The 24,343-nt window shown below is 71.7% G+C and carries 23 protein-coding genes, 1 tRNA gene and 3 pseudogenes; 12 read left to right on the top strand and 15 right to left on the bottom strand.

The genetic code is table 11. The features are described from left to right. Positions 1-82 precede the first annotated feature (82 nt). From ACZ434_RS03305 to ACZ434_RS03320, 4 genes are all read right to left on the bottom strand, one after another. Entirely contained in the window at positions 83-862 is a 780-nt protein-coding gene (locus ACZ434_RS03305; protein WP_468451239.1) for a DedA family protein, read from the bottom strand. 48 nt (positions 863-910) lie between these two features. Next, positions 911-1,132: an FmdB family zinc ribbon protein gene (locus tag ACZ434_RS03310; RefSeq protein ID WP_468451241.1), complete on the bottom strand. Its 222-nt coding sequence runs from the start codon at positions 1,130-1,132 to the stop codon at positions 911-913. 37 nt (positions 1,133-1,169) lie between these two features. Continuing rightward, positions 1,170-2,600 carry a hypothetical protein gene (locus ACZ434_RS03315; RefSeq protein ID WP_468451243.1) on the bottom strand — a complete coding sequence of 477 codons (1,431 nt, stop codon included), beginning with the start codon at positions 2,598-2,600 and terminating at the stop codon, positions 1,170-1,172. Positions 2,601-2,673: 73 nt separating this feature from the next. Then, positions 2,674-3,489: a DUF4097 family beta strand repeat-containing protein gene (locus ACZ434_RS03320; protein ID WP_468451245.1), complete on the bottom strand. Its 816-nt coding sequence runs from the start codon at positions 3,487-3,489 to the stop codon at positions 2,674-2,676. Between the two features lie 245 nt (positions 3,490-3,734). Here ACZ434_RS03320 and ACZ434_RS03325 point away from each other — a divergent pair. Then, positions 3,735-3,806 (top strand) — tRNA-Val (locus tag ACZ434_RS03325). A 72-nt stretch (positions 3,807-3,878) separates the two neighbouring features. Here ACZ434_RS03325 and ACZ434_RS03330 read toward each other — a convergent pair. Next, the gene (locus ACZ434_RS03330; protein ID WP_468451247.1) at positions 3,879-4,226 is read right to left on the bottom strand and encodes a hypothetical protein; all 348 of its coding nucleotides are present in this window, start codon (positions 4,224-4,226) and stop codon (positions 3,879-3,881) included. A 140-nt stretch (positions 4,227-4,366) separates the two neighbouring features. On the opposite strand from ACZ434_RS03330, the gene ACZ434_RS03335 reads away from it, so the two are divergent. Further along, positions 4,367-4,600, top strand: a complete 234-nt coding sequence (locus ACZ434_RS03335) for a DUF2277 domain-containing protein (RefSeq protein WP_468451249.1) — start codon at positions 4,367-4,369, stop codon at positions 4,598-4,600. Positions 4,601-4,897: 297 nt separating this feature from the next. Here the strand turns inward: ACZ434_RS03335 and ACZ434_RS03340 are convergent, their stop codons facing one another. From ACZ434_RS03340 to ACZ434_RS03355, 4 genes and pseudogenes are all read right to left on the bottom strand, one after another. After that, entirely contained in the window at positions 4,898-5,506 is a 609-nt protein-coding gene (locus ACZ434_RS03340; protein WP_468451251.1) for a DedA family protein, read from the bottom strand. Between the two features lie 198 nt (positions 5,507-5,704). Further along, positions 5,705-6,160, bottom strand: a complete 456-nt coding sequence (locus ACZ434_RS03345; RefSeq protein WP_468451253.1) for a DoxX family protein — start codon at positions 6,158-6,160, stop codon at positions 5,705-5,707. A 251-nt stretch (positions 6,161-6,411) separates the two neighbouring features. Then, entirely contained in the window at positions 6,412-8,058 is a 1,647-nt protein-coding gene (locus ACZ434_RS03350; RefSeq protein ID WP_468451255.1) for an alkaline phosphatase D family protein, read from the bottom strand. A 104-nt stretch (positions 8,059-8,162) separates the two neighbouring features. Beyond that, a pseudogene (locus ACZ434_RS03355) lies at positions 8,163-8,444 on the bottom strand (GmrSD restriction endonuclease domain-containing protein); the annotation flags it as partial. A gap of 131 nt (positions 8,445-8,575) precedes the next feature. Here ACZ434_RS03355 and ACZ434_RS03360 point away from each other — a divergent pair. The 4 genes from ACZ434_RS03360 to ACZ434_RS03375 are packed head-to-tail and all read left to right on the top strand — an operon-like array spanning position 8,576 to position 13,592. Beyond that, a complete protein-coding gene (locus ACZ434_RS03360) occupies positions 8,576-9,751 on the top strand; it encodes a tyrosine-type recombinase/integrase (RefSeq protein WP_468451257.1) in 1,176 nt (391 codons plus the stop codon). Then, entirely contained in the window at positions 9,741-11,960 is a 2,220-nt protein-coding gene (locus ACZ434_RS03365) for a tyrosine-type recombinase/integrase (protein WP_468451259.1), read from the top strand. The genes ACZ434_RS03360 and ACZ434_RS03365 overlap by 11 nt, the downstream gene beginning before the upstream one ends. 29 nt (positions 11,961-11,989) lie before the next feature. Further along, positions 11,990-12,397: a DUF6262 family protein gene (locus ACZ434_RS03370; RefSeq protein ID WP_468451261.1), complete on the top strand. Its 408-nt coding sequence runs from the start codon at positions 11,990-11,992 to the stop codon at positions 12,395-12,397. Between the two features lie 52 nt (positions 12,398-12,449). Beyond that, a complete protein-coding gene (locus tag ACZ434_RS03375) occupies positions 12,450-13,592 on the top strand; it encodes a DUF6183 family protein (protein ID WP_468451263.1) in 1,143 nt (380 codons plus the stop codon). A gap of 142 nt (positions 13,593-13,734) precedes the next feature. Here the strand turns inward: ACZ434_RS03375 and ACZ434_RS03380 are convergent, their stop codons facing one another. Both ACZ434_RS03380 and ACZ434_RS03385 read right to left on the bottom strand, forming a co-directional pair. Then, positions 13,735-14,508 carry a barstar family protein gene (locus ACZ434_RS03380; protein WP_468451265.1) on the bottom strand — a complete coding sequence of 258 codons (774 nt, stop codon included), beginning with the start codon at positions 14,506-14,508 and terminating at the stop codon, positions 13,735-13,737. 357 nt (positions 14,509-14,865) lie between these two features. Next, positions 14,866-15,255 (bottom strand): annotated as a pseudogene (locus ACZ434_RS03385) (hypothetical protein); the annotation flags it as partial. 404 nt (positions 15,256-15,659) lie between these two features. Here ACZ434_RS03385 and ACZ434_RS03390 point away from each other — a divergent pair. Then, positions 15,660-16,241, top strand: a complete 582-nt coding sequence (locus ACZ434_RS03390; protein WP_468451267.1) for a TMEM165/GDT1 family protein — start codon at positions 15,660-15,662, stop codon at positions 16,239-16,241. Positions 16,242-16,465: 224 nt separating this feature from the next. Next, a complete protein-coding gene (locus tag ACZ434_RS03395; RefSeq protein WP_468451269.1) occupies positions 16,466-17,128 on the top strand; it encodes an HAD-IA family hydrolase in 663 nt (220 codons plus the stop codon). Between the two features lie 274 nt (positions 17,129-17,402). Here the strand turns inward: ACZ434_RS03395 and ACZ434_RS03400 are convergent, their stop codons facing one another. Continuing rightward, positions 17,403-18,521, bottom strand: a complete 1,119-nt coding sequence (locus tag ACZ434_RS03400; RefSeq protein WP_468451271.1) for a peptidoglycan-binding domain-containing protein — start codon at positions 18,519-18,521, stop codon at positions 17,403-17,405. A 175-nt stretch (positions 18,522-18,696) separates the two neighbouring features. On the opposite strand from ACZ434_RS03400, the gene ACZ434_RS03405 reads away from it, so the two are divergent. Beyond that, positions 18,697-20,829, top strand: a complete 2,133-nt coding sequence (locus ACZ434_RS03405) for an MDR family MFS transporter (protein ID WP_468451273.1) — start codon at positions 18,697-18,699, stop codon at positions 20,827-20,829. 34 nt (positions 20,830-20,863) lie between these two features. Here ACZ434_RS03405 and ACZ434_RS03410 read toward each other — a convergent pair whose 3' ends face one another. After that, positions 20,864-21,355 carry a GNAT family N-acetyltransferase gene (locus ACZ434_RS03410; RefSeq protein ID WP_468451275.1) on the bottom strand — a complete coding sequence of 164 codons (492 nt, stop codon included), beginning with the start codon at positions 21,353-21,355 and terminating at the stop codon, positions 20,864-20,866. 155 nt (positions 21,356-21,510) lie between these two features. On the opposite strand from ACZ434_RS03410, the gene ACZ434_RS03415 reads away from it, so the two are divergent. Further along, the gene (locus tag ACZ434_RS03415) at positions 21,511-22,200 is read left to right on the top strand and encodes a hypothetical protein (RefSeq protein WP_468451277.1); all 690 of its coding nucleotides are present in this window, start codon (positions 21,511-21,513) and stop codon (positions 22,198-22,200) included. Between the two features lie 5 nt (positions 22,201-22,205). Then, positions 22,206-22,697, top strand: coding sequence for a hypothetical protein (locus ACZ434_RS03420; RefSeq protein ID WP_468451279.1), 492 nt, complete (start codon positions 22,206-22,208; stop codon positions 22,695-22,697). Here the strand turns inward: ACZ434_RS03420 and ACZ434_RS03425 are convergent. Continuing rightward, positions 22,686-23,156, bottom strand: a pseudogene (locus ACZ434_RS03425) (DnaJ family domain-containing protein). The gene ACZ434_RS03420 and the pseudogene ACZ434_RS03425 sit on opposite strands and share 12 nt — an antisense overlap. Positions 23,157-23,251: 95 nt before the next feature. Here ACZ434_RS03425 and ACZ434_RS03430 point away from each other — a divergent pair. Then, positions 23,252-23,644 carry a hypothetical protein gene (locus tag ACZ434_RS03430; RefSeq protein ID WP_468451281.1) on the top strand — a complete coding sequence of 131 codons (393 nt, stop codon included), beginning with the start codon at positions 23,252-23,254 and terminating at the stop codon, positions 23,642-23,644. Positions 23,645-23,657: 13 nt separating this feature from the next. On the opposite strand, the gene ACZ434_RS03435 is transcribed toward ACZ434_RS03430, so the two are convergent. Then, positions 23,658-24,335: an O-methyltransferase gene (locus ACZ434_RS03435; RefSeq protein ID WP_468451283.1), complete on the bottom strand. Its 678-nt coding sequence runs from the start codon at positions 24,333-24,335 to the stop codon at positions 23,658-23,660. Positions 24,336-24,343 lie beyond the last annotated feature (8 nt).

A 24,343-nucleotide genomic window follows, 5' to 3' on the forward strand; every position in this document is an offset into this window, starting at 1 on the left:
CGAGTGCTGCCCGCGCGGCGAGGCGCCCGTGCGGTGGGGCGCGCTCCGTGGTGGGGGGTTTTGCCCGCGTGGGTGCCGGTGCTCAGCCGTCGCGGCGGTGGCCCGTGAGTTCGTGCGGGTCCGGGATGCGGAGGCGGCGGGTGGGGTGGTCCACCTCCGCGGGGGGTGAGGGGGGTGTCGGCCCTGTGTCGTCCTGCCCGGCGCGCCGCCGGCGTCCCGCGCCCGGTCGCCGCATCCGCAGGACCACGAACACCAGCACTGCCAGCGCGGCCGCTCCCAGGGCCACCTTCGAGTACGCCGAGGCCACGGCCGTGACCTGCTCCCAGTTGTCGCCCAGCACATAGCCCGCGAGCACGAACGCGGTGTTCCAGATCGCGCTGCCCAGCGTGGTCAGGCCGAGGAACACCGGGAGCCGCATGCGTTCCACACCGGCCGGTACGGAGATGAGGCTGCGGAAGATCGGGATCATCCGGCCGAAGAACACGGCCTTGGTCCCGTGCCGCAGGAACCACGCCTCCGTCTTCTCGATGTCGGAGACCTTCACCAGCGGCAGCTTGCCCGCTATCGCCACGGTCCGCTCCCGGCCCAGCAGCGCGCCCACCCCGTACAGGGCGAGCGCGCCGACGACGGAGCCGAGGGTGGTCCACAGCAGCACCTCGAACAGGCCCATCCGCCCGCCGCTCGCGGCGAACCCCGCCAGCGGCAGGATCACCTCGCTGGGCAGGGGCGGGAAGAGGTTCTCCAGCGCGATAGCGAGGCCCGCTCCGGGGGCGCCCATGGCGTCCATGAGGTCGTTGACCCACTGCGGTCCGGCACCCGGGTCCCCGGCCGCCGTGGTGATGAGCGCTGCGCTGGCTGTCATGCATCCACGCTAGGAACGCGAAGCTGAAGGGAGCCTGAAGGCGGCCCGTCAGCCGCAGCAGCCACCGCCGCAGCAGCCGCCACCGCCGCCTCCCGCGGGAGGGGCGGGCGCTCCGGCGGAGGCGGTACCGCCCACCGCGACCGTGGAGAGGAGCTTCACCGTGTCGTCGTGGCCCGCGGGGCAGTCCGCGGGGGCGGAGGACTCCGCCATGGGGCGGCTCAGTTCGAAGGTGTCGCCGCAGGTCCGGCAGCGGTACTCGTAGCGAGGCATGGGCACAGGTTAACCGGGCCGGCCGCCGCCGTGCCGGTCAGTGGGCGCCGCCGCCCCGCTCCTCGCGGATCTGCGCCACCACGCGGCTCACCGTCGCCCGTACCGTCTCCGTCTCCGTGAGGAAGTGCCAGTAGTCGGGGTGGCGCCCCTCCAGACCGGTGATCGCCCGCTCCAGCCGGGCCACGGCGTCGTCGAGGGGGCGGGCGTGGCGCGGATCGGGGGTGTTGCGGCCGGCCATGGCGAGCCGCTGGGCGTCCCGGATGGCGAAGCGGGTGCGTTCGATCTCCTGCTCGGGGTCCTTCTGCACGGCGTTCAGCCGGTGCAGGCGGTCACCGGCGGCCGACACGGCCTCGTCGGTGGTGTTCAGCAGCGCCCGCGCGGTCGACAGCAGCGCCGTCGCGTCCGCCCACCGCTGCTGCTCGCGGGCGGTCCTGGCCTCGGCGAGCCTGCTCTCCGCCTGCGCCACGTTCTCCGCGGCGACCTCGGGGACCTGCTGCAGGTCCTGCCAGCAGGCGGCGGTGAAGCGGCGGCGCAGCTCGCTGAGTACCGGCTCGACCTGCTCGGAGCGGGTGGTGAGAGCCTGGGCGCGGGTGCGCAGGGAGACCAGCCGGCGGTCGATCTCGGCGGCCCGTTCCGGCAGCCGTTCGGCTTCCACGCGGACGGCCTCGGCCTCGCGCGTGACGCGTTCGGCCCGCTCCAGGGTCTGCGGCACGCCGTGCTGCCCGGCGCCCTGGTTGAGCTTGGTCAGTTCCGGGGAGAGCGTGGCGAGGCGGGCGGCGAGGTCGTCGGCCCGCAGCCCGGAGCCGCGCGCGGCGTCGAGGGCGTTCGAGGCGGCGAGCAGCGCCTGCCGGGCGCGCTCGACGGAGGGCGCGAGCCGGGCCAGCTGGGTCTCGGCCTTCCCGAGCAGCGGGCCGAGCCCGTCGGCGAACCGGTCCAGCTGCTGCTTGACCCGCCCCAGCTCCTCCTTGGCGGCGGTCAGCTCCGCGCGGGCCCGCGTGGCCGCCGACGCCTCCAGATCGTCCCGGTCCAGGTCGTGGGCGTCGACGGCGTCGATGTACCGGTGGCTGGCCTCGTCGATGCGCCGGCCGAGCGCCTCGAAGTCGGAGACGACACGGCGGGCGGCGGGGGAGGAGTCGACGGCGGTGATCGTCTCTATGGAGATCCGCAGGTCACGCTGGGCGGTGTCGAGGTCGTAGAACGCGGCCGCCGCCGCGTCCTTCGCGGCCTGCGCCTCCGCCCGCTGGTTCTCGGCCCGCCCGCCGAACCAGCGCCGGGTTCCGCCGCCGGCGAACGCGGCGGGCAGCACCAGCACCGCGGCCAGCGGCAGCGCCACGAGTGCGAGCGCGTCCCGCAGCGGGCCGGGGGCCCGGTGCCCCGGGGGGAGAGCGGACGCGGTGCGGCGCATGCGCGGCACACGCGGCACACGCGGCTCCGACGGCGAGTACGGCTGCGCTGGTGTCGCCGTCACATCCCTCTCCCGTACTGTCGTTCGCCCTGCCGGTGCCATTCTCCCACCGGTGGAGGACGAACACACGGGCCCGTCAGTTCGCTGTACGCACAGTGAGATTCCCGTCGCCGGTGCGGGCGGTCACCCGGTGGGAGCTGGAGTCGTCGCGCGGCACCGACACGTTCTCGCCGCCGTCACCGGTCCGGGTGTCCACGCGGTAGGCGGCCCGGGGCAGTTCGATGGTCAGCGAACCGTCGTCACTGCGGGACTCCACCAGGTCCGGTACGACGCCGAGTTCGAGGTGGGTCGAGCCGTCGCCGCTGTGGGTGCGCACCGTACGGGAGGAGACCTCCGCGCGCAGGGAACCGTCGCCGGTGCGCAGCTCCAGGGGTCCGGTGGAGTCGGTGACGTGCACCGAACCGTCCGTCGTGCGGATGCTCAGCGCGTCACGGAAGCCCTTGGCCCGCACGCTGCCGTCCCTCTCCTGGACCTTCACGGTCACCCCGCGGGGCACCTCGACGCGGTGCCTGGCGTCGCAGTCGACGATGAGCCCCGAGCACTTCTGGCGCAGCACCAGCCGGTCGCCGTCCATGGACCAGGTGATCTTCGCGTCCGAGCCCATGACGACCTTGCCCCGGAACCAGCGGGTGACCTCGATCCGGTCCGAGGGGCGGCCGTCCACGGCGACGATCTCGAGGTCGGACTCGTCGGAGTCGACGGTGAGGGTGGTGCCCGGCAGTTCGAACGAGCGGCGGTCGGGGGCGTCGTCGGCGGCGGCCGAGGACGAGCACGCGCTCAGGCCCGCGACGAGCACCGCGGCGGCCCCGGCGAGGGCGAGCGGACGCATCCGCGCGGTACGGGGGGTGCGGGGCGCGGTGCCGGGCACGGTGCGGGGCGCGGTGCGGGTCATGACGGTGTCTCTCCCTGGGGCGGACGGCGGCGCCCGACAGCCGTGTTCGAGCGCTCTTCGACCGTACGGACGCGGGGCCCGGCGGGGGATCCGGGCCGCTACCGGATCCGCGGTGGGGATATCCCCCGGGACGGCCCGGGAAAGGCAGCCGTGCGGCCCTGCGGCCCGGTGCGATACGGGTGTGCCGGACCCTGTCCCCGGCCATGTAGGCTGTCCACTCGACCTGGGCATGCGGCCCGGGCCTCGGGTGCGTAGCTCAGGGGTAGAGCGCCTGCCTTACAAGCAGGATGTCGGCGGTTCGAAACCGTCCGCGCCCACCGTGACCGACGGCCTCCGGAGATTCTCCGGGGGCCGTCGGCCGTCGTGTCCTACGAGGAATCCCCCGGGTGCTACGAGGACTCCTCGTCCGTGTCTTCCGTGTGGGCGTGCTTCAGGTGGGCGCGGGCCTGGATCCGGTCGGAGCCGGTGATCGCGTCCCAGTAGCGGTGGGTGCTGACGAACACCGCGAGCTCGTGCTCCCGCCTTCTGAGCTTCTCCACCTCGGCCTGTTCGTCCTCGGTCCAGCCCGGAGAGGCGGGGCGCTCGATCTTGCGCCAGCCGTTGTCGTCACTGAACCCGTCGAGGGGTTCGACCGACCAGGGGAGCCGCTTCAGCAGGGCCGACAACTCGGCCCTGACCTGGTGCAGTTCCTCCTGACCGGCGAGGAGGTCACTCGGAAAGTCATAGGTCGCAGCCACAGTCCAATGATACGCCTGTTCGATTTTGGGTGGCGAGTTGCCGGGGGGTTCTGCAGCCGGGATTCACCCCTTCGTGGTCGTGGCGGTGACGGTGGCCCGGGCGGTGGCCGTGGGCGGGCCCCGCGCGTCAGACTGGGGGCATGTGCCGGAGTATCAAGACCCTGCGTCCGCCCGTACTGCCCGAGGAGGCCACGGAGGAGGAGATCAGGGCCGCGGCCCTGCAGTACGTCAGGAAGGTGTCCGGGTTCCGGGCGCCGGCCGCGCACAATCGCGAGGTGTTCGAACGGGCGGTCGATGCGGTTGCCGGGGCTACGGCGGAGTTGCTGGAGGGGTTGGAGGTACGGGGCGCTGCGCGGCAGGGGGCGGCGGGCTAGGTTCCCGGGCCCGGAGCCTGGAGCCCCGGCGGGGTGAGTGGTCCGGGGGTGGTTGCCGGCCAGGGGGGTGTTGCGCAGCCCGGCGTTTGCGGGGTGCCTCCCCCGCTCCCGGTTTCGCTCGAGCGGGAGGTGCCCCCACCGCCCACCCGTGCCGCCCTGGGGGTACCCCCTCTGGGGGAGACACGGCTGCCCGCGGCTGCGGCGTGCGACTGCCGGCAGTTGCGCGGCGCGGGCGCACGCAGTGGCAGGGGTGGGGTGGCCCGTCGGGCGCCTGTGGGTGGGGTTGCCCGGGGTGGCCTAGGAAGCCTTCGAAGGCTGGGGGTGGGGGCTGCGGCGCATCAGGTAGCCCGCGCCCGCGCCCGCCACGAACAGCGCCCCGACCGAGACCGCCGTCGCCAGCCAGGTCGCGCCCAGCCAGTGGGCGCCGAAGTAGCCGAGGGCCACGCTGTAGCCGGCCCAGGACAGGCCCGCCAGTGCGGACCAGGGCAGGAAGTCGCGGGCGCGGTGCCGCGCGGCACCGGCGCCGAGGGAGACCACCGAACGGCCGGCCGGGGCGAACCGGGCGAGGACGACCAGCGCGCCGCCGCCCCGTGCCAGCGCCGCGCCGAGACGTTCCTGCGCCCTGCTCAGCCGCCGGGAGCGGGCGATGGCCCGGTCCAGACGGGGGCCGCCGCGCCAGGCGAGGCGGTACGCCACCAGGTCGCCGAGGACGGAGGCGGTGGCCGCGCAGAGCGTCAGCGCCAGGATGTCGGGCACATCGGTCGCCGTACCGGCCGCCGCGGCCGTGGCCGCCGTGATCACCAGAACCCCGCTGGGCAGGACCGGCAGGAACACGTCGAGCAGGACCGACAGGGCCACCACCGCATAGATCCACGGGCTGCCGACCAGCGACCCCAGACTCTCCACCCGAACTCCCCGTAGCGCCCCCGTGGGCCGGCTCCGGCCGGGCTGTCGCGGAGGGGGCGGCAGGAGTGGCAGAAGTGTGGCCGATGACAGCCATACAGCGTACGCCCGGTAAGTGACAGAAGGGTCACGGGGGGTTCGGGGCCCCCGTACGACGGGGCGCCCTCCCCGGCGGGTGCGGGGAGGGCGCCGTACGGTCGGTCAGGCCGCCACCGGGGTCTGCTCCGCCGTGCGCCGGTCGTCCGGGGACGCGGAGCGCCGGGAGAGCAGGCGGTCCAGGCCGAAGGCGCCGGAGCCGGTGAAGACCAGCAGGAACATGGCCCAGCAGTACATGGCCGCGCCCTCCCCGTGGTTCTCTATGGGCCACAGGGCGTCGGGCTGGTGGACCTTGAAGTACGCGTACGCCATCGCGCCGGACGAGATGAACGCCGCCGCCCGGGTGCCGAGGCCGAGCAGGACGAGACCGCCGCCGACGAGTTCGATCAGGGCGGCGTACCAGCCCGGCCAGATGCCGGTCTCGACTGTGCCGCCGTTGCCGTCCACGCCGCCGAGCAGGCCCAGCAGGGACACCGCGCCGTGGCAGGCGAAGAGCAGGCCGACGACCATGCGGAACAGGCCCAGCGCATAGGGCTGGGCGGTGTTGAGACGTCCGGTCATGTGGGGGTTCTCCTTCGGTCGGGCCCGGCCCCCGGGACGGGGTCGGGCCGGGGCGGAACCGAGTCGGATTCCCACGTTAGGAGCGCCTAACTCTTACTTGCAAGTTCAACATTCGGCCAGGGGTTCACGCCGTTTCCGCTGCTCGCGCGCCTGCCGTCGCACGTCAGTACGGCCCCCGTCCCGCCCCCGCGATCATCGGCGTGACCGAATCCGCACCCTGCTGCACAGGCGCCTCACAGCTTCCTCCGCGCTCACTCGCCGAGCCGGGTCTCCGACACCGCCCTGAGCCGTGCCCCGGTCCCCGCCCGCTGCGCGTGCTCCAGCCGCAGCACCGCCGTACGCCCGTGTGCCGTCAGTGTCATGAGCTGGTTGCCGAACCAGGGTCCGCCCGTCCTGCGCCAGCCCACCGCCGGCCGGCCCAGACCGCCGTGCCGCGCGAACACCCGCCCGAGCCCCCGGGCGACGGCGCTCCACCCGAAACGGAAACCGAGCCTCAGTGACAGCGGAATGGAGTTGTGCACCGGGGAGCAGGTCAGCTGCACCACCCGGGCGTCCGGCACCGCGCGCCCCGGCCAGCTCGGCTCGGCGACATAGGCGTGGTGGACGTCCCCGGAGAGCACGCACACCGTCGCCGGCGCCCCCGGCCCCGTACCGGCCTCGGCGATCAGCTCCGCCAGCTCGTCGAACGACTCCGGGAAGGCCGACCAGTGCTCCAGATCCGCCGCGCGCCGCAGCTTCTCCCCGAGCCGCGCCCAGCGCGGGCCCTTGTCGCCCCGGCACAGCACGGAGCACCACGCCTCGACGTCGTGCACCAGATGGGGCAGCAGCCACGGCAGGGACGTACCGATCAGCAGATGGTCGTACGAGCCGCGCCCGTCGAGGACCTGGTCGCGCAGCCAGGCGGCCTCGGCCGCATCGAGCATGGAGCGCCGGCCCTCCTCCAGGACGCGGGCCGCGCGGCTGTCCACCATCACCATCCGCACCCGGCCGAAGTCCCGCCGGTAGCTCCAGCGCACGGCGGTCGCGTCGGCCTCGGCGTCGGAGGCGAAGGCGCGCAGCGGATCGGTGCCGTCGGGGCGCTCCCGCACCGCCGCGTACAGCGGGTCGGCCTCCAGGTCGGCGGGGGAGAGGTTGCCCAGGTGCTGGTACACCCAGTACGACATCAGACCGCTGAGCACCCGCTCCCGCCACCACGACGTGGCGCGCATGTCCTCGACCCAGGAGGCCGAGGTGTTCCAGTCGTCGATCACGTCGTGGTCGTCGAAGATCATGCAGCTGGGCACGGTGGACAGCAGCCAGCGCACCTGGGGGTCGAGCCAGGACTCGTAGTAGAGGTGGGTGTACTCCTCGTAGTCGGCGACCTGGATGCCCGGCGGGTCCTTCAGGTCGCGGCGGGCGGCGAGCCACTTCTGCGTGGCGTCGGAGGTCTCGTCCGCGTACACCTGGTCGCCGAGCAGCAGCAGGACGTCCGGCCGTTCCCCGGCCGGGTCGGCGGCGATGCGCCTGGCCAGGGCGTCGAGCGCGTCGGGGCCGACCGGATCGGGCTCCCCGGTGGGCGGGGAGGCCCAGCGGCAGGAGCCGAAGGCGACACGCGTACGGTCCTCCGGGCCCGGGGTCGCGATCACCGAGGGCGGGAACGACGGGAAGGGGTCCTGGGGCAGCGGCCACACCCGGGCGCCGTCGAGGAACACCTCGTACGGGGTGGCCGTGCCCGGGGTGAGGCCGGTGACCCGGACCAGCGCGTAGTGGTGACCGGCGACCTGGAAGGTGCCCTCCTTCCCGCCGGGCCCGTCGGGACAGCGCACCTCGACGGTGCCCGGGCGCCCGGTCTCCACCCAGACGGTCGCGGACGAGCCGTCGACGTACCTCAGCAGTGGTCCGAGCCGCAGTCCGGCCATGGTGACCCCTTCCTCCGTCGCCCCGTACGGTACGCAGCGACCCGGGCCGCCGGGGAGATTCGTGCACCCGGCAGTCGCCGGGGCGCGCGCAGGCGGCCGGGGTCTCAGCAGTTCGCGAGGTACCCCTGAAGCGCGGACTTCTCGGACGCGTCGACCGACAGGTCGTAGTGGTACTTCACCTGTACCCAGGCGCGGACGTAGGTGCAGCGGTAGGCCGAGCGCGACGGCATCCAGGTGGCGGGGTCCTGGTCGCCCTTGGACTGGTTGACGTTGTCGGTGACGGCGAGGAGCTGCGGGCGGGTGCGGTCGTTGGCGAAGGCCTGACGCCGCGCGGTGGTCCAGGACCCGGCACCGGAGTCCCAGGCCTCGGCGAGCGGCACGAGGTGTTATCCGCACCTTGTTTGCGATGCCGCTGACATCTGTGACGTGACGTGGTGGGCCGTGTCCTTCCTGTGAGCGGTGCGTTATCCGGTGCAGCGGTGAGGTGCCGCTGACAGCGATGACGGACGGGGTGGCGGTGGCAAGTACGCAGCGAGTGGTCACCGGTGAAGGCGTGACGTGGACGGTCGTCGGCGAGGACTACCGTGTAGCGGAGCCGGTCGAGCAGTACCTGGAGTACCTGAGATCGAGGGACTGCTCACCCAACACCCTCAAGAGTTACGCGCGGGGCCTAGCCCTGTGGTGGACGTTTCTGGAGCGTCGGGCGCAGGCGTGGGACGCGATCGGAGTGACTGAACTCGGCACCTTTGTAGGGCAGCTGCGTCGCGGGAGCGTGGCTGAGGACGTGGTGCCGCTCCATGAGGGCGTGAAGGCGGCCGACGCGACCGTGGCGAGCCGCGCTCGGGCCGTCATGGGGTTCTACCGCTATCACGCGGCTCGCGGGGTCGAGGTCGCGGGACGGCTGTACGAGACGGTGAAGGCCCGGCCGGGAAGCTACCTGCCGTTCCTGGAACACGTGGCGCGCAGGGCCGGACGCCGTTCGAGCGTGGTCAAGATCCGTGTCCGTGCGAAACCGGTGCAGGTACTGCTGCCCGACCAGATGGCAGCGCTCCGTGAGTCGGAGGCGACCTGGGACTCGACGGACGCGGTCTGGTCGGGTGAGCTGCGATACCGCCTGCTATGGACCCTGCTGGAGGAGACCGGGCTGCGGCTCGGCGAGGCCCTTGGCCTGCGGCACCGCGATTGGAAGACCGGCACGGGTACGACCGCGCAGGTCGAGGTCGTCCACCGTGAGGACCACCCGCACGGCCTGCGGGCCAAGAGCGGTCACCGCCGCGTCTTCGTCGGCTCGGTTCTGGACCGCCTTTACGGCGACTGGGTCTGGGCACTGTGCGAGGCCGGTGCAGACGTCGAGCTGGACGACTGGGACGACGCGTACATCTTCTGCAACCTGCACCGCGGACGTCGGTTCGCGCCGCTCAGGGCGGAGAGCGTCTACAAGCACCTGGCCGCGCGGAAGCAGCACGTCCCCGGCCTGCCGCCGGGCATGACCCCGCACTGGTACCGGCACACCCACGCCACGGGCCTGCTGCTGTCCGGAGTGCCGATGCACGTGGTCAGCCGCAGGCTCGGCCACGCGGACATCCAGACCACGATCAACACGTACGCCCATGTGACCGAGGACGCGGAGCTCCGGGCGTGCGCGGATTGGCAGGAGATCACGAAGGCGTGGGGAGCTGACAGTGAGCGTTGAGCGGAAGACCGTCACATCATTGCCCGAACAGAGGGCGCAGGCTCCAAGGGTTCGTGAGCGCAATCGCCGGGACAAACGGGACCCGCGGCTGCCGATCGCTGAGCTTTTCAGCGAGGAGCGGGCGAGGCGGCTCTGGGAGAGCCTGCCTGAGGAGCACCGGCGGGATCACTTCGACTCCGCGAACATGCCCGAGGACTACCGTCAGGCGTTCATCGTCCGGACGATCGACAAGAGCCGGGGCTGGTACACCCAGTCCCTCAGCCTCCGAGGACTCCCGGAGCCGATGACCTGGGAAATGGCCTGGTTCATCGACCAACAAGTCGCCGACGGATACAGCATCAACACCAATCGCCTGGGTGAGCTGCGGCGGGGTCTTGTTCTTGCGGTTGAGCACGGCAGTTCCGTGGCACGGACAGCGCGGTCGCTGACGGCTCTGACGCACGAGGAATGGGGGCGAGAGGTCAGGGGAGCGCTGATGCGCACCCACACTTCAGCCAACCCCCATCTACCGGGATGGGTCGAGAACGGCCTGAAGCACGTGCAAGACCGTCTTGCCCACGCCTACCACGACGGGGAGTGGTGGCGGTTGAACGTCTGGAACCCCGCTCTGGACCGGCGCATCCCGCAACGGGAGCACGAGCCCAATGGCCGCACGGTGGCCAACTTCAGCCAGCTCACGACAGGCTGGTTCCGGGAAGCCGCAAAGTGGTGGCTGTCCGTCCAGTTGTCGACCGAGCGGTACGTGTGGTCGTCGGTGAAGAGCAGGCTGGATCACCTGAAGTGGTTCCAGTGGTACATCGACGAAGCAGGCTGCGCCGGTCCTCAACTCGTCGACTCACCGGAGAAGCTTCGGCCCTGGCTGCTCGGGTTTGTGACCTCACTCAACAGTCACACCGCGATGACCGGCCCGAACAAGGGTGGCAGGCTGGCGAAGAACAGCCGACGGGGCCCGCTGGTGACCATCGAGGCGTTCTACCGGTGGATCTACGACAACCGTGCCGAGGCGGTCTCGGTTCTCGGTGACCGGCGCTGGGCCGGACTTGGCCTGGAGCACACGGTGCTGTTCCGCTTGGAAGACAAGCCGCGACTCACCAACCAGCTCCCGGACGACATGGCCCTGGAGGACGAGGTGATCAGTACGATCGCGGCGGGTTCCGGGGTACTCGCGGCCTCCAAGGCCGAGGGAGGCCTTGATGACCGGCAGGCTTTTCATGCGTTGATGCTGCTCATCCGAACGGGCCGGCGCATGAACGAGGTCCTGATGATGGACTTCGAACCGCTGCTGCCGCTGCTGACCACGGGGAAACAGAAGGACAAGGAGCCGGACGGTTTCGTGGCCCGGCTCGCCTATCAGCAGACGAAGATCATCGGTGGCGAGCCGCCGACGATCCCTGTCGACCAGGAGATCGTCGACATCATCCGTCTCCAGCAGAAGTGGGCCCGTGAGTTCATCGCCGCGCAGGGCTCCCCAGAGGGCACGGAACCGCCGTATCTGTTCCTGCAGACCAAGAACAACCGGCTCGGGAAGAGGCCCTATGCTTCGGCGACGTTTCACAGTCGCCTTGGCGTACTGACCGAGAAGCTGGCGATCACCGACAGTGTCGGCCGCCCTGTCAAGATCTCGAAGACCCACACCTTCCGGCACACCCGGGCGACCGACCTGATCAACGCCGGGGTCCCGATCCACGTCGTCATGCGCTACCTGGGTCATGTCACACCGGCCATGACCATGCACTATGCCAAGACCCTGGCTGTGACGGCCGAGCGCGAGTTCCTCCGCTACAAGAAGGTGACGGCCGACGGCCGGACCGCCGAGGTGAACCCCAGCGACCTCTACGACCTCCTCCACCTGGACCAGCGGGCCGACCGAGTGCTGCCCAACGGCTGGTGCATGCTGCCGCCCCGGCAGGTCTGCTCCAAGGGCAACGCCTGCCTCACCTGCGACAAGTTCGTCACCGACGCCAGCCACCGCGACGAACTCCAGCACCAGCTCCAGCAGTCCGAAGCGCTGATCGCGCGCCGCCAGACCCAGTTCACCGCCCGGCACGGGGAGCCGATGGGTGAGGACAACATCTGGCTCGCCGGCCGCCTCGCCGAGACCCGCGCGCTGACCAAGGTCCTCGTCGCCCTGGACCAGGTCAGCGTCCACGAGGACGGCCACCTCCGGGCGGTTCGCGGGGCAGGCGCTGCCGATCGCCCCGAACCGTAGCCCGCTGCCCGACAACAGGAGCCGACCACATGACGCCGCTGCCCAAGCACCTTCGCCAGGCCACCCGCGCCCGTACCCAGGAAGCTGAGAAGCGGGCGCGCACTGCCCTCGCCGAGCTGGCCAGGGCGGGCAAGCCGATCAGCTTCACCGCCGTGGCCCGCCAGGCCGGGGTGAGTACGGACTTCCTCTACAGGAGCCCGGAACTTCGGACGCAGATCGAGCGGCACCGAGCCAAGACCGGACCGGTTCCGGCGGGGCCTGCGAATCCGCCGGGCGACTCCTCGACCTCCGCCGCGGTGAGGGCACTGAGCGCCCGCCTCACGCGGCAGCAGGAGGCTCACCGTGAAGAGGTGGCGAGACTCCGCCAGGCCCTCGAAATCGCGCAAGGTGAGAACCTCGACCTGCGTAGGCGCCTGGCCCGCTACGAGGCCGACTGAGGCAGCAGAAAACGGCGTGTCCTTTTGACCAGCCCTCTCATAGGCTCACGGCGTGAGCGACCGAATACAGAAGATCGTGATGCGACTGCCCGACCTGAAGAGCGTGACCGAGGTGTGGGACATGGCCGAGCGCAGGCTCGGCCAAGGTGATGTCGCGTTCGTGGCCGATCTCGGCATCGCCCTGGCCGACCGATACGGTTCCTCCGCCGGTCAGGTCTGGCAGTACCGCAGTGTTTTCGACCGTCTTCTCCGCCTGCTGACCACGACCTCGGGTCAGGAGCAGGTCGAGCAGACGTTGCGGCTCGTGGCGGCCGCCTCGCCCGGCAATCGGAAGCTGGCTCGTTACGCGGCTTCACTGCTCGCCGATGGCCAGACTCCGCAGGACCTGTCCTTCGTCTTCGCAGGCGGCAGCTCACGTGCCGCCGCCTCGGAGGAGCTTCGGGCCTGTCTCGTGCACGAATTGGCGCTCAGAGGCGTCACGGTCGCGGAGTCGCCGGCGACCGAGGCGTGGGCGACGTCACCGCACTGGCGCCACCATCCGCTCGCCTGGCTGCCGTTGGAACTGCTCGCGATCGAGGAGACGCCGCCCCTCCCGAGTTACTCAGTGGGCGGGGGCAGCTATTCGATGCCTTACGGGCCGCAGGACGGCCCTGGTGTCACGCTGGGCCGCATTACACACCTGCCGCAAGTGACCAATACAACGACGGAAAAGTTCAGCGAGGCCGCTGCTGCAGCGGTGGCCAACTGGGCCGAGGAGTCCAACGGCCACAGCGAGGCCGGAACGTACGACCTGGCGGAGCCGGTCGAGACGGAGGCCCTTCCTGACCTGTTGGTGACGCTGGGCCTGCAGTGTCTGAACGGGGTAGGTCCGCGCAAACGCCTCGCCCTGTCCTCCTGCCGACCGGAGCACGCCTGGCGCATGCTTTTCGCGGCGGCATCGACAGGCGGCGCATACAACAACGGCGTCTACGGCGCTTATGGGCGACTGGCCGCCTGGCGTTCCCTCGCCGCCTTGTCCGGAGCATCCACGGCAGCACCGGTCAACGAAGTGGAACGAAATGCTCAGGCGTGCGACTGGTACAGCTTCGGGGCCGCCACGAAGTGGTTCGAGTGTGTGGCGTGGGACATAGGGCTGGTATCTGTCGCCCCAGGAGCTCGGCGCATCGCTGTGCTGGCAGCCACGGACACGGATTGATCCGGCTGAGGAGCTTGGACCGCCCGCCGCGATCGCGCTTATGACCCGCCGTCTGACCCGGCCCCCGGAGCCAGTCGAACACCGCCGTGCGTCGCCCCCAACCTCCTGAGGGCTGCTCGACGGCGAGTGTCGATTCTCCTGTTCACCGCATGAGGACGGTGACGTCGCGGTCGGCGAAGATTTCAAGGAGAACCTGGAACTCGGCGGCAGCGTCGCCGCGCGTCGTGGGATGACCGTTCAGGTCTGTAATCACGGCATTCGAGTCCAGCCATTCCAGGGTGAACGGGGCCTTGACGCCGAAGCCTCCGCGCAGGCAGTCGTCCACGGCAGCGAGGTTCCATCCGAAGTACCCGCCGGGGCCGTTGACGGCTTCTCCCAGCGCGCAGTAAAAGCTGTTGATATCGGTAACCTGCCGACCGTCCAAGGTGACCACCCGCCCTGATGAGGCATCTTCGGGGTGTCCGCGACGCTGGTACTTGCGGGACCACAGCGCGACGGACAACCATGCCTTCTGGCCTACCGCGTCGAGGTCCTCCCACATGCCCTTGCGGTCGAGATTCCCTGTTCGGAGGAGGTCCCAGATCTCCGCAACCCCAGGGAGAAGTTCATCGCACCACAGCCGTACTTCGACATCGAACAGGTCATCGCCGTGCCGTGACGGCCTCGCAGCCGTCGCCGTCACCCCGCTGACGAAGTAGGAACCCATTTCGATGCCTTCAACATCGAGGAGTGCCAGGTGGGCCCCGCCTGCCCTCGCTCTCCTGCTCCCCAGATGGTCGAGGCTGGTCAGGAACTTCCCCTGCGGCGAGCACCCCAGCAGTTCAACCTGCCGTAGACCGTCTTCCTGAGGTTCGAACAGCCCGTTGGCGTCCCGCACGAACCCCCAGAATTCGTCATCGTCCTCGTCACTGGTCAAGGCGTACCTGCAGCCCTTGCCAGCCCCACGCGCTGAGTCCATGACACCTCCTGCGCAGGGAGCCTACAGATGGCTACACCAAGGGCAGCGGAATACCGGGCGGCCAGCCTATGAAGACGATCACGTCAACGCTCCACCGCCGCAGTAGGTCGCCGGGATGAAAGACAGGTTCCGAAGTCATCTGCCGTGCTCTGTGTCCCGATGAACTCGGTGGTGCTCGCCGAAAGGGAGGTCGCAGTCACGAACACACCTGGCATGCATGCGGCAACTCATACGCCGATCCATTTTGTAGTCGGCAGTTGTCGGCGGCATCGCGCTGACGATTGGACCTGCAGTGACAGTTACTTATTTCGTCACGGCTACGGATACGAGGTGGTCGATGTCGACGTCGGAGGCGGCGGACCAGGTGGCGCCGTCGTAGGGGGAGTACCAGCTGCCGCTGGTGGCCGCGCAGGAGGAGTCGGTGACGACATTGGTGCCGTCGCGCTTGAGGATCGTCTCGCGGGTGTTGCAGGTGCCGCTGACGGTGATCCAGTGCGGGAACAGGTCGCGGTCGTAGCCGGCGCGGTTCTCGGTGCGCACGTCCAGGGCGGAGAGGTAGCCGCGGGCGGTGGCGGCGCTGACCGGGGTGGGGAGGGCGGCGGAGGCGGCCGGGGCGTTGAACAGTCCGACGGAGGCTATGAGTCCGGCGAGCGCCGTGGCTGTGCCGAGCCGTCGACGCGCGTAGACCTTCGAGAACTTCGACATGCGGACTCCCTTGTGGAGTGGGGGCGTTGGCGTGCGGGCAGGGGAATGCTCGCCGTGTCGCGTTGCCGGGAGGGGTGGATCCGGTAAGAAGCTAATGACACGGGCATGACACGTCTATGGTTGAGGTGTGAAGTTTCCGCGTACGACGTCCGGCGCGGGCCTCGCGTACGATGGACGGCGCAGAAGGGGAGTAGCTCTTCGCCGGACCGTCGACATACTGCTCAGCCCGCCTGAGCCGGCGCCCGGAGGCGGACCTCGCGATGCGGGGCCCGTCGGCGAGACCTTCGGCAAGCAGTGCACACCCGTGCCCCTCGGTGCGGGTGCCGTGTGTGCTGCCGTGCCGAGGTGTCCCGTGGAATCGCACAGCACTCTCGGCGGGGCGGCCCCGACCGATTGAGGAACCGTTGATCAGCCTGACCGTGACGGCCGTCGTCTTCGGCGTCGTCTTCCTCGCCGAACTGCCGGACAAGACCGCGCTCGCCGGCCTCGTCCTCGGCACCCGCTACCGCGCCTCGTACGTCTTCGCCGGTGTCGCCGCCGCCTTCGCGGTGCACGTCACGCTCGCCGTGGCGGCCGGCAGCGTCCTCACGCTGCTGCCGCAGCAGCTCGTGCACGCCGTCACCGGTGTGCTGTTCCTGGGCGGCGCGGCGATGCTGCTGCTCAAGAAGGACGAGGGCGAGGAGGAGATCCGCAAGCCGGAGGACCAGAGCTTCTGGAAGGTCTCCGGGGCGGGGTTCATGCTGATCCTCGTCGCCGAGTTCGGCGATCTGACGCAGATCATGACGGCCAACCTCGCCGCCCGCTACGACGACCCGCTCTCCGTCGGCCTGGGCGCGGTGCTCGCGCTGTGGGCGGTGGCGGGGCTCGGCATCGTCGGCGGAAAGGCGCTGATGAAGCGGGTTCCGCTGAAGCTGATCACGCGGATCGCGGCGCTGCTGATGCTGGGGCTCGGCGTGTGGAGCCTGTGGGAGGCGGTCACCGGCTGACGTCCGCGGGACCCCTGCGGGATCTCTGCGGGATCCCTGCGGGGGCCACGGCGGGCTGAAGTGTGGGTGAACGCTCGGCGAAGGCGGTGGCGGGAGCCGGGACGATTTTGTACCGTGGATGAACAAAGTGGCTCCCGCCCGTTTTCCCTGACCGGCGGGCGGGGCCGCCTTGGCCCCTCGACCGGGGCCCACGACAAGCCCCTCCCCGCGCCCTGGAGCTGCCGATGACGGCCACCGCCGTACTCACCGCCCGCGCCCTCCTGCTGGACATGGACGGCACCCTCGTCAACTCCGACGCCTCCGTGGAGCGCGTCTGGCGGCGCTGGGCCGACCGCAACGGGCTCGACGGCGACGAGGTCATGAAGGTCGTCCACGGCCGCCAGGGCTACGCCTCCATGGCCCTGCTGCTGCCGGACCGCCCCATGGAGCAGAACCACGCCGACAACGCCCGCATGCTCGCCGAGGAGACCGCCGACACCGAGGGCGTCGTCCCGATACCGGGCGCCCGCGACTTCCTCGCCTCCCTCGAGGGGCTGCCGCACGCCCTCGTGACCTCCGCCGACGTCCCCCTGTCCACGGCGCGGATGGCCGCCGCCGGGCTGGAACAGCCCGACGTCCGGGTGACGGCGGAGTCCGTCGGGGCGAGCAAGCCCGACCCGGAGGGCTTCCTGAAGGGCGCGGCCGAACTGGGCGTCGCCCCGGCCGACTGCGTGGTCTTCGAGGACTCCGGCGCCGGTATCGCGGCGGGCCGCGCGGCCGGCATGCGCGTCGTGGGCGTCGGCCCCCGCGCCGGCTTCCACGCCCCGGACGTGGTCGTACGCGACCTGACGCAGGTACGCGTGGAGGCGGCCGCGGACGGCACGATCCGCCTGCACATCACGGACTGATCGACCCCACCCCGACGAGCCGGCAGCCCCGCAGCCCGGCTCCCCGCCGTTCCTGCCGTACGGGGGCGCCTTGCGCGCTCGCGCTGGGGTGGCGGTTTCCGGGGCCCGCTGTCTCGGCCGCCCTGCGCGGGTCCCGTACTCGCGTCCGTGCGGGTCGGGTCCGCGTGCTGGGTGCGTGCCGTCTTGCCGTACGGGGGCGGCATGCCCCCGCACCCGCGCTGGGCGGTTTCCGGCGGGGGTCCCTGTGGGGTTCTGCCCGCTTCGGGGCGCGACGTTACGGCTGTCGGGTTTCCGATTCCAGGTGGGAGCGGGTTCGGGGGCCGTAGGTGCCCAGTTCGTCGTGGACTCCGCGGGACCACTGGTAGTTGCGCAGGGCTTCCTCGACGCGGCGGTTGAACTGGCCGTGGATGTCGTCGTTGTACAGGTACAGCTGGCGCAGGCGCAGCTGGAGTTCGGTGACCTCCGGGCCGCGGTCGCCGCGGCGCAGCACCGGGCCGGTGTCGTCGCCCTCGTCCTCGCCCGGGGCCTCGGGCTCGACCGCGGACGGCGGGGAGCTCGTCGGGGTCGGGGCGGGTTCGGACGACGCGGAGGCGGTCGGCGAGGCGCTGGACGCCGACGGTGACGGCGAGGCCGACGCGCTCGCGCTCGCGGACGCGGAGGCCGAGGGGGAGGCGGACGTCGTCGGCGAGGCGGAGGACGTGCTCGCCGTCGGCTCCGTGGACGGCGCGTCGGACGACGGGTCCGGGACGCTCGCCCGCACCTCCTCCGGGGCCGCGCCGTTTCGGGACGGCGTCTCGTAGGAGAACATCCCGCTCGCCCACCCCGCCGCGCCCACCACGGCGACGACGGCCCCGGCGACCGCGAACAGCATCCCGGGGCGCCGCCGGCGCGGCGGAGCCCCGTCCTCGCCGTCCCCGCCCTCGCCGTCGGCCGCGGCGGGCACGCGCGCGATCGGCTGTGTCGCGTCGAACAGGTCCAGGTCCGTGTCGCTCGGCCGTGTCGTCGCCGGCCCGAGGGGCGTCGGCAGCACGGACGTCGCCTCCGTCCCGCCGGGCGCCGCGGCCTCCGGCGGGACGGCGCGCAACGGCATCGTCTCGTCGGGCGCCCCCGAGGACGCGCCGGGCCCGCCCGTGGACGTCGGTCCGGTGTCCGGGGGAGCGGCCGTCCCCGGCTGCTCCCGCGCCCCGTCCGGCGTACCGCGCGCGCTCTTGCCGTCCAGTTCGACATACGGGCGTATCCGCAGCGGATCGAAGTCCTCCGCCGCCGCGGCCTCCGCCGTACGCGCGTCGCGCAGGGCGTCGGAGGCACGCAGCGTGCAGGCGCAGGAAGGCGTGTTGTCCCTGTTCCTGGGCGCACCGCATTCCGGGCACGGGTTTCCGTTCGGCTGTTCCACGTGTCGTCCCTCCCCTCGCGAACTCCAAGGATTATGCAGATCTTCTTCACAGCCCGGCCCGCGCGCCCCCGGAATGCGACCTTCCGGCAGGACTCAACAGGCCATAACGGGTCACACCGATCACGATGGGTGGGGGAAACGGGAACCTGGAACCTGTGAAGGTCTGGAGGTCTTCATGGCCGACGACGCGCACGGTACGGCGCCGAGGACGAGCGACGCGCAGCCCGCGCCCCGCGCCGGACAGCCGGCCTCCGGCAGCGGCGGCGGCAGCAGCGGCAGCGGCGGTGGGGGCGACCGCGGGGGCGGCCGGGAACAGGTGTCCGGCAACGTCATGTTCTCGATCGGCGCCCTGCTCCTCGGCCTGCTGCTCGCCGCCCTCGACCAGACCATCGTCTCCACCGCCCTGCCCACCATCGTCAGCGACCTCGGCGGACTGGAGCACCTCTCCTGGGTGGTCACCGCCTATCTGCTGGCCTCCACCGCCGCGACCCCCCTGTGGGGCAAGCTCGGCGACCAGTACGGGCGCAAACGCCTCTTCCAGCTCGCCATCGTGATCTTCCTGGTGGGTTCCGCGCTGTGCGGTGCCGCGCAGAACATGCCCCAGCTGATCGGGTTCCGCGCGCTCCAGGGACTGGGCGGCGGCGGACTCATCGTGCTGTCGATGGCGATCGTCGGCGACCTCGTGCCGCCCCGCGAGCGCGGCCGTTACCAGGGCCTGTTCGGGGCCGTGTTCGGCGCGACCAGCGTGCTCGGGCCGCTCCTCGGCGGCGTGCTCACCCAGCACTGGAGCTGGCGCTGGGTGTTCTACATCAACGTGCCCGTCGGGATCGTCGCGCTCGCCGTGATCGCGGCGGTGCTGCACATCCCGCGCAGGTCGAGCAAGCACGTCATCGACTACCTCGGCACCTTCCTCATCGCCTCCGTCGCCACCTGCCTGGTGCTGGTCGCCTCCCTCGGCGGCACCACCTGGGCCTGGGCGTCACCGCAGATCATCGGGCTCGCCGTGCTCGGCGCCGTCCTCATCGTCGCCTTCGTCGCCGTGGAACGCCGGGCCGCCGAGCCCGTACTGCCGCTGAAGCTGTTCCACGTGCGCACCTTCACGCTCGCCGCCGTGATCAGCTTCATCGTCGGCTTCGCCATGTTCGGCGCGCTGACGTATCTGCCGACCTTCCTCCAGGTGGTCCACGGCGTCACCCCCACCATGTCCGGCGTGCACATGCTGCCGATGGTGGCCGGCATGCTGCTGTCGTCCACCGGCTCCGGGCAGATCGTCAGCCGCACCGGCCGCTGGAAGGTCTTCCCGATCACCGGCACCGGCGTCACCGCCGTCGGACTGCTGCTGCTCCACCAGCTCGACACGCAGAGCTCCACGGCGCTGATGAGCGCGTTCTTCTTCGTGTTCGGCCTCGGACTCGGCCTGGTGATGCAGGTCCTCGTGCTGATCGTGCAGAACGCCGTCTCCTACGAGGACCTCGGCGTCGCCACCTCCGGCGCGACGTTCTTCCGCTCCATCGGCGCCTCGTTCGGCGTCGCCATCTTCGGCGCGATCTTCGCGAGCCGCCTCCGCGACGAACTCACGGCCGCCTTCCGGGGCGCGGACCTCCCGCCCGGGATGTCCCCCGGCACGCTGGAGGCCGACCCGCGCGGCATCGCCGGGCTGCCGCCGTCCCTGCGCCTGCCGGCCCTGAACGCCTACTCCAACGCCATCACCGACGTCTTCCTGTACGCCGTACCCGTGGCCCTCGTGGGCTTCGTACTGGCCTGGTTCCTCAAGGAGGACCGGCTGCGCGCCTCCGTCACCGCGCCGGACGTGACCGAGACGCTCGCCAGCAACCCGGTGGAGCGGTCCTCCTACGACGAGGTGTACCGCGCGCTGTCGGTGCTCGGCACGCGCGAGGGCCGGCGCGAGATCTACCGGAGGATCACCGACCGCGCGGGCTACGACCTGCTGCCCGCGGCGAGCTGGCTGCTGCTGCGGATGCGCAGGCACGGCTCGGTCGAACCGGCCCGGCTCGCCGAGCGCAACCCCGTCCCGCTGGACGTCGTCCTGGAGGCCACCCGGCAGGTCGAGATCCGGCACCTCGCCGTGCGCCGGGGCGTCGACATGGTGCTCACCGACGAGGGCCGCGAGGTGAGCGAACGGCTGGCGCGGGCCCGCGAGGAGTCCCTGGCCGAGCTGCTCGGCGACTGGTGGGATCCGGACCGCCCGACCGACCTGGTGCAGCTGGTCCACGAGCTGAACGACGAGCTGTGCGGCTCCCGCGGCGAACGCCCGCACGGCGAACGCGCGGTGACCCCGGCGCGCTGACCCCGGCGCGGTGACCCCGGCGCCCTGACGCCGGTCAGCCGAGACTCCGGGCGAACCAGTGCTCGGCGTGCGGCGCGGCGTTGTGCGGCGCGGTCTCCGCGTACCCCAGCCGGGTGTACAGGGCCCGTGCCTCCACCAGGTCCGCGCGCGTGTCGAGGACCATCCGGGTCGCGCCCGCCGCACGCGCCGCGTCCTCGGCCGCCCGCACCAGCGGCGCCGCCCCGCCCCTGCCCCGCATCCCCTCGTACAGGAACACCCGGGTCAGCTCGGCCGTCGCGCCGTCCAGCAGCCGGAACCCCGCGCTCCCGGCCGGCTCACCCGCGTACCGCGCGACCAGCAGACCCCCGCGCGGCGGTACGAGACCGCCCTCCGCCCCGGCCGCGATCTCCCGCTCCAGCTCCGCCGGATCGGTCCGGCGCCCCTCGTGCAGCAGGTACCAGCGGTCACTGACCTCCGCGTCATACGCGCGCCACAGCGCCGCGGCGGCGGGGGAGTCGTACGGTTCCGGGGCGACGGTCCAGGCCATGGCGGGCATTGTCGACGGTCCGCACGGCGGTCGCGCAAGCGAATATGCCCGGGCGGCCTCTGTGTCGCGCAGTTTGTGCGCGGAGCAACGGGCAACCCGGAAGACGAACCGGCTCGAGAGGAGTGCCGGCCCGGACGAGAACCCGGAAGGCATCCATGTCCACTGGCCTGATCATCGCCTTGATCGTGATCGTCGCGGTCGTCGCCGCCGTCGCGGCCGTGCTGACCCTGCGTGCCCGCGGCCCCCGGCACGGCGCGGGCCTGAAGCGGCGCTTCGGGCCCGAGTACGAGCGTGCCGTCGCCCGGCACGACGGGGACGCCAAGGCCGCCGAGCGGGAGCTCGCCGAGCGCGTGGAGCGCCACGGCGGCCTGCGCGTACGGCCGTTGGAACCCGCCGAGCGCGAACAGTACGAGGCGCGCTGGACGACCGCCCAGGAGCGGTTCGTCGAGTCGCCGCGCGACGCCGTCGCCGAGGCGGACCGGCTGATCGCCGAACTCGCCGCCGCCCGCGGCTACCCCGCCGACGGCCACTACGAGGACCAGCTCTCCGCGCTGTCCGTGCACCACGCCCACCACGTCGACGGCTACCGGCGCGTGCACCGCGTGGCGCAGGCGCGCGCCAACGGCGCGCACGACGGCGGCGCGGGCACCGAGGAGATGCGCGAGGCCATGGTCGAGGCCCGCGCCCTGTTCGGGGAACTGGTCCGCCCGTCCCGGCACGAAGGCGGACGCCACCGCCCCCACGGCGGACGGCACGGCGCCGACGGCGACCGTACGGCCCCGGCCGCCCGGCGCGGCCACCACACACCGTCCCTGCTCCACCGGCGCCAGGCGAAGGAGAGCTGAACGACATGACCGACGTGACCCGACGCCCCGGAGACACCCCCCTCACCGAGGGCACCCCGCCCGACCGGGGCACCCCGCGCACCGCCCCCGACACCGGCAGGGGCGCCGACGGCCCGTCCGGGAAGCCCTTCTCCCCGGCGGAGACCGGCACCCGCACCCCCACCCACCACGGCGGCGAGGACGGCACCGGCGCGCACCACCGCCTCCTCCCGCACGACGACACCGACCAGCTCGCCGCGCAGTTGCAGCACGCCGTGGCCGGGTTCGTCGACGCGCCGCGTGATGCCGTACAGGAGGCCGACCACGTACTGCGGGAGCTGGCCGAGCGCTTCGCGGACGCCGTGACCGAGCGCCGGCGCACCCTGCGGCGGTCCTGGGAGACCGCCGGGACCGCGGCCCCCGGCGACGGGCAGGCCGCCGCGGCGACCGACACCGAGCAACTGCGGCTCGCCCTGCGGGACTACCGCGAGCTGGCGGAACGGCTGCTACACGTCTGAGCCGGGTGCCCGCCCGCCCGCCGCCGCCCGGCGCTCCCGCCACTGCCGTACGACGTCCTCGACGTCGTACGGCTTCTTGCCGAGCGGGGGGCCGGGCGGCGGTTTGAACATCATGTCGCTGATCCTGGCGTTGATCTCCGTGAGGATCTTCCGGACGATCCGCTCCGACGGGGCCGCGAGGGCGGCCTCCAGCGCGTCCTCGGCCTCCTTGCGCAGGGCCAGCGCCGGCGGCAGCACCGAGAACCCCTCGCGGGCCATCTTCCGCTTGACCCACCACAGTTCGTCGTAGGTGCTCTCGACCTCAGGGGGGAGCGGCTTGCCCACCCCCGCGAGCTCCTCGAACTCCCCGCGCGCTTCCACATCGCGGATCTGCTTGTCGACCCTCCCCCACTCTCAACTTCGTTCGAGCGGGGGGACCCCCACCTCGAAGTCGACACCCGGTGGCTTTCGCTCGGTCATGAGTTCATTGTGCCGGACGCCACGCAGCCGGGCGTTTTATCATTCGGCGGCGGCGGGCCGAACCGGCCCCGCGGGACGTCTCAGGAGGAGCACAGGTGCTCGAACTCACCATGGCCGCGGTGTCCGCGGCGGAAGCGGGTGCCACGGCCGGCATGCTCATGGCCGACGCGCCCAGCGAGCCGGGCGCCCTGCTGCGGGTCGGCCGCGACACATCGCTGTGCCGGCTCTCCACGCCGGACGACTGGCTGTTCGTCTCGCGCGTCCACCTGGAGTTCGCCTGCGCGCAGGACGGCACCTGGCAGCTGACCTGGCTGCGCGGCTCCCTGCCCGAGCCGTCCTCCGAAGTGCGGATCACCCTCGGGGAGTACGCCCAGCCGCTCGCGTACGGCGGCACCGTCGCGCTGCCGAGGGGCGGCAGCGGCGAGGTCGTCATCCAGGACCGCACCGCCCCACGCAGCGTCAACGTCGGCTTCTACCACGAGATCTAGGCGGCGGCGCCGCTCACGCCAGGACGCGGGCCAGGGCGAAGCCGTCGTAGCCCTTGGTGCCGACCGTCTGGATCGCCGTGGCCGTCAGCCGGGGGTGGTTGCCCATCATGTCGAGGGCGGCGCGGGTGCCCGCCACGTCCGGATCGGTGTTGTCCGGGTCGGCCACCCGGCCGCCCCGGGCCACGTTGTCCAGCACGATCAGGCTGCCCGCGCTGGTCAGCCTGAGCGCCCACTCCATGTAGTGCGGATTGTTCGCCTTGTCCGCGTCGATGAAGACCAGGTCGAACGGGGGCGGGTTCTCGTCGGCCAGCCGGGGCAGCGAGTCCAGCGCCGCGCCCACCCGCACCTCGACCTGCTTGTCGAGGCCCGCGCGGGCGATGTTGCGGACGGCGACCTCCGCGTGCCGGGGGTCGTACTCCAGGGAGATCAGCCGCCCGTCGGCCGGGAGGGCGCGGCCCAGCCAGATGGTGCTGTAGCCGCCGAGCGTGCCGATCTCCAGGATGCTGCGGGCGCCCTGCACCTGGGCGAGCAGCTGGAGCAGCTTGCCCGCCAGGGGCGAGACGGAGATCCGCGGCAGACCGGCGGCGTCGCTGTCGCGCAGGGCGGCCGCCAGTGCGTCGTCGGGCGCGTCGGTCAGGAGACGGTCGGCGAAGTAGTCGTCCACCTTGTGCCAGAGCTGCGGCTCGCTCATCCACCTGT

This window comes from Streptomyces sp. NPDC030893 (genome assembly GCF_055571535.1).

Excerpts from the sequence above, each read along its gene's own strand:
- ACZ434_RS03305 (WP_468451239.1), bottom strand. The coding sequence starts at position 862 with ATGACAGCCAGCGCAGCGCTCATCACCACGGCGGCCGGGGACCCGGGT.
- ACZ434_RS03310 (WP_468451241.1), bottom strand. The coding sequence starts at position 1,132 with ATGCCTCGCTACGAGTACCGCTGCCGGACCTGCGGCGACACCTTCGAA.
- ACZ434_RS03320 (WP_468451245.1), bottom strand. The coding sequence starts at position 3,489 with ATGACCCGCACCGCGCCCCGCACCGTGCCCGGCACCGCGCCCCGCACC.
- ACZ434_RS03335 (WP_468451249.1), top strand. The coding sequence starts at position 4,367 with ATGTGCCGGAGTATCAAGACCCTGCGTCCGCCCGTACTGCCCGAGGAG.
- ACZ434_RS03345 (WP_468451253.1), bottom strand. The coding sequence starts at position 6,160 with ATGACCGGACGTCTCAACACCGCCCAGCCCTATGCGCTGGGCCTGTTC.
- ACZ434_RS03350 (WP_468451255.1), bottom strand. The coding sequence starts at position 8,058 with ATGGCCGGACTGCGGCTCGGACCACTGCTGAGGTACGTCGACGGCTCG.
- ACZ434_RS03370 (WP_468451261.1), top strand. The coding sequence starts at position 11,990 with ATGACGCCGCTGCCCAAGCACCTTCGCCAGGCCACCCGCGCCCGTACC.
- ACZ434_RS03395 (WP_468451269.1), top strand. The coding sequence starts at position 16,466 with ATGACGGCCACCGCCGTACTCACCGCCCGCGCCCTCCTGCTGGACATG.
- ACZ434_RS03405 (WP_468451273.1), top strand. The coding sequence starts at position 18,697 with ATGGCCGACGACGCGCACGGTACGGCGCCGAGGACGAGCGACGCGCAG.
- ACZ434_RS03410 (WP_468451275.1), bottom strand. The coding sequence starts at position 21,355 with ATGGCCTGGACCGTCGCCCCGGAACCGTACGACTCCCCCGCCGCCGCG.
- ACZ434_RS03415 (WP_468451277.1), top strand. The coding sequence starts at position 21,511 with ATGTCCACTGGCCTGATCATCGCCTTGATCGTGATCGTCGCGGTCGTC.
- ACZ434_RS03420 (WP_468451279.1), top strand. The coding sequence starts at position 22,206 with ATGACCGACGTGACCCGACGCCCCGGAGACACCCCCCTCACCGAGGGC.
- ACZ434_RS03435 (WP_468451283.1), bottom strand. The coding sequence starts at position 24,335 with ATGAGCGAGCCGCAGCTCTGGCACAAGGTGGACGACTACTTCGCCGAC.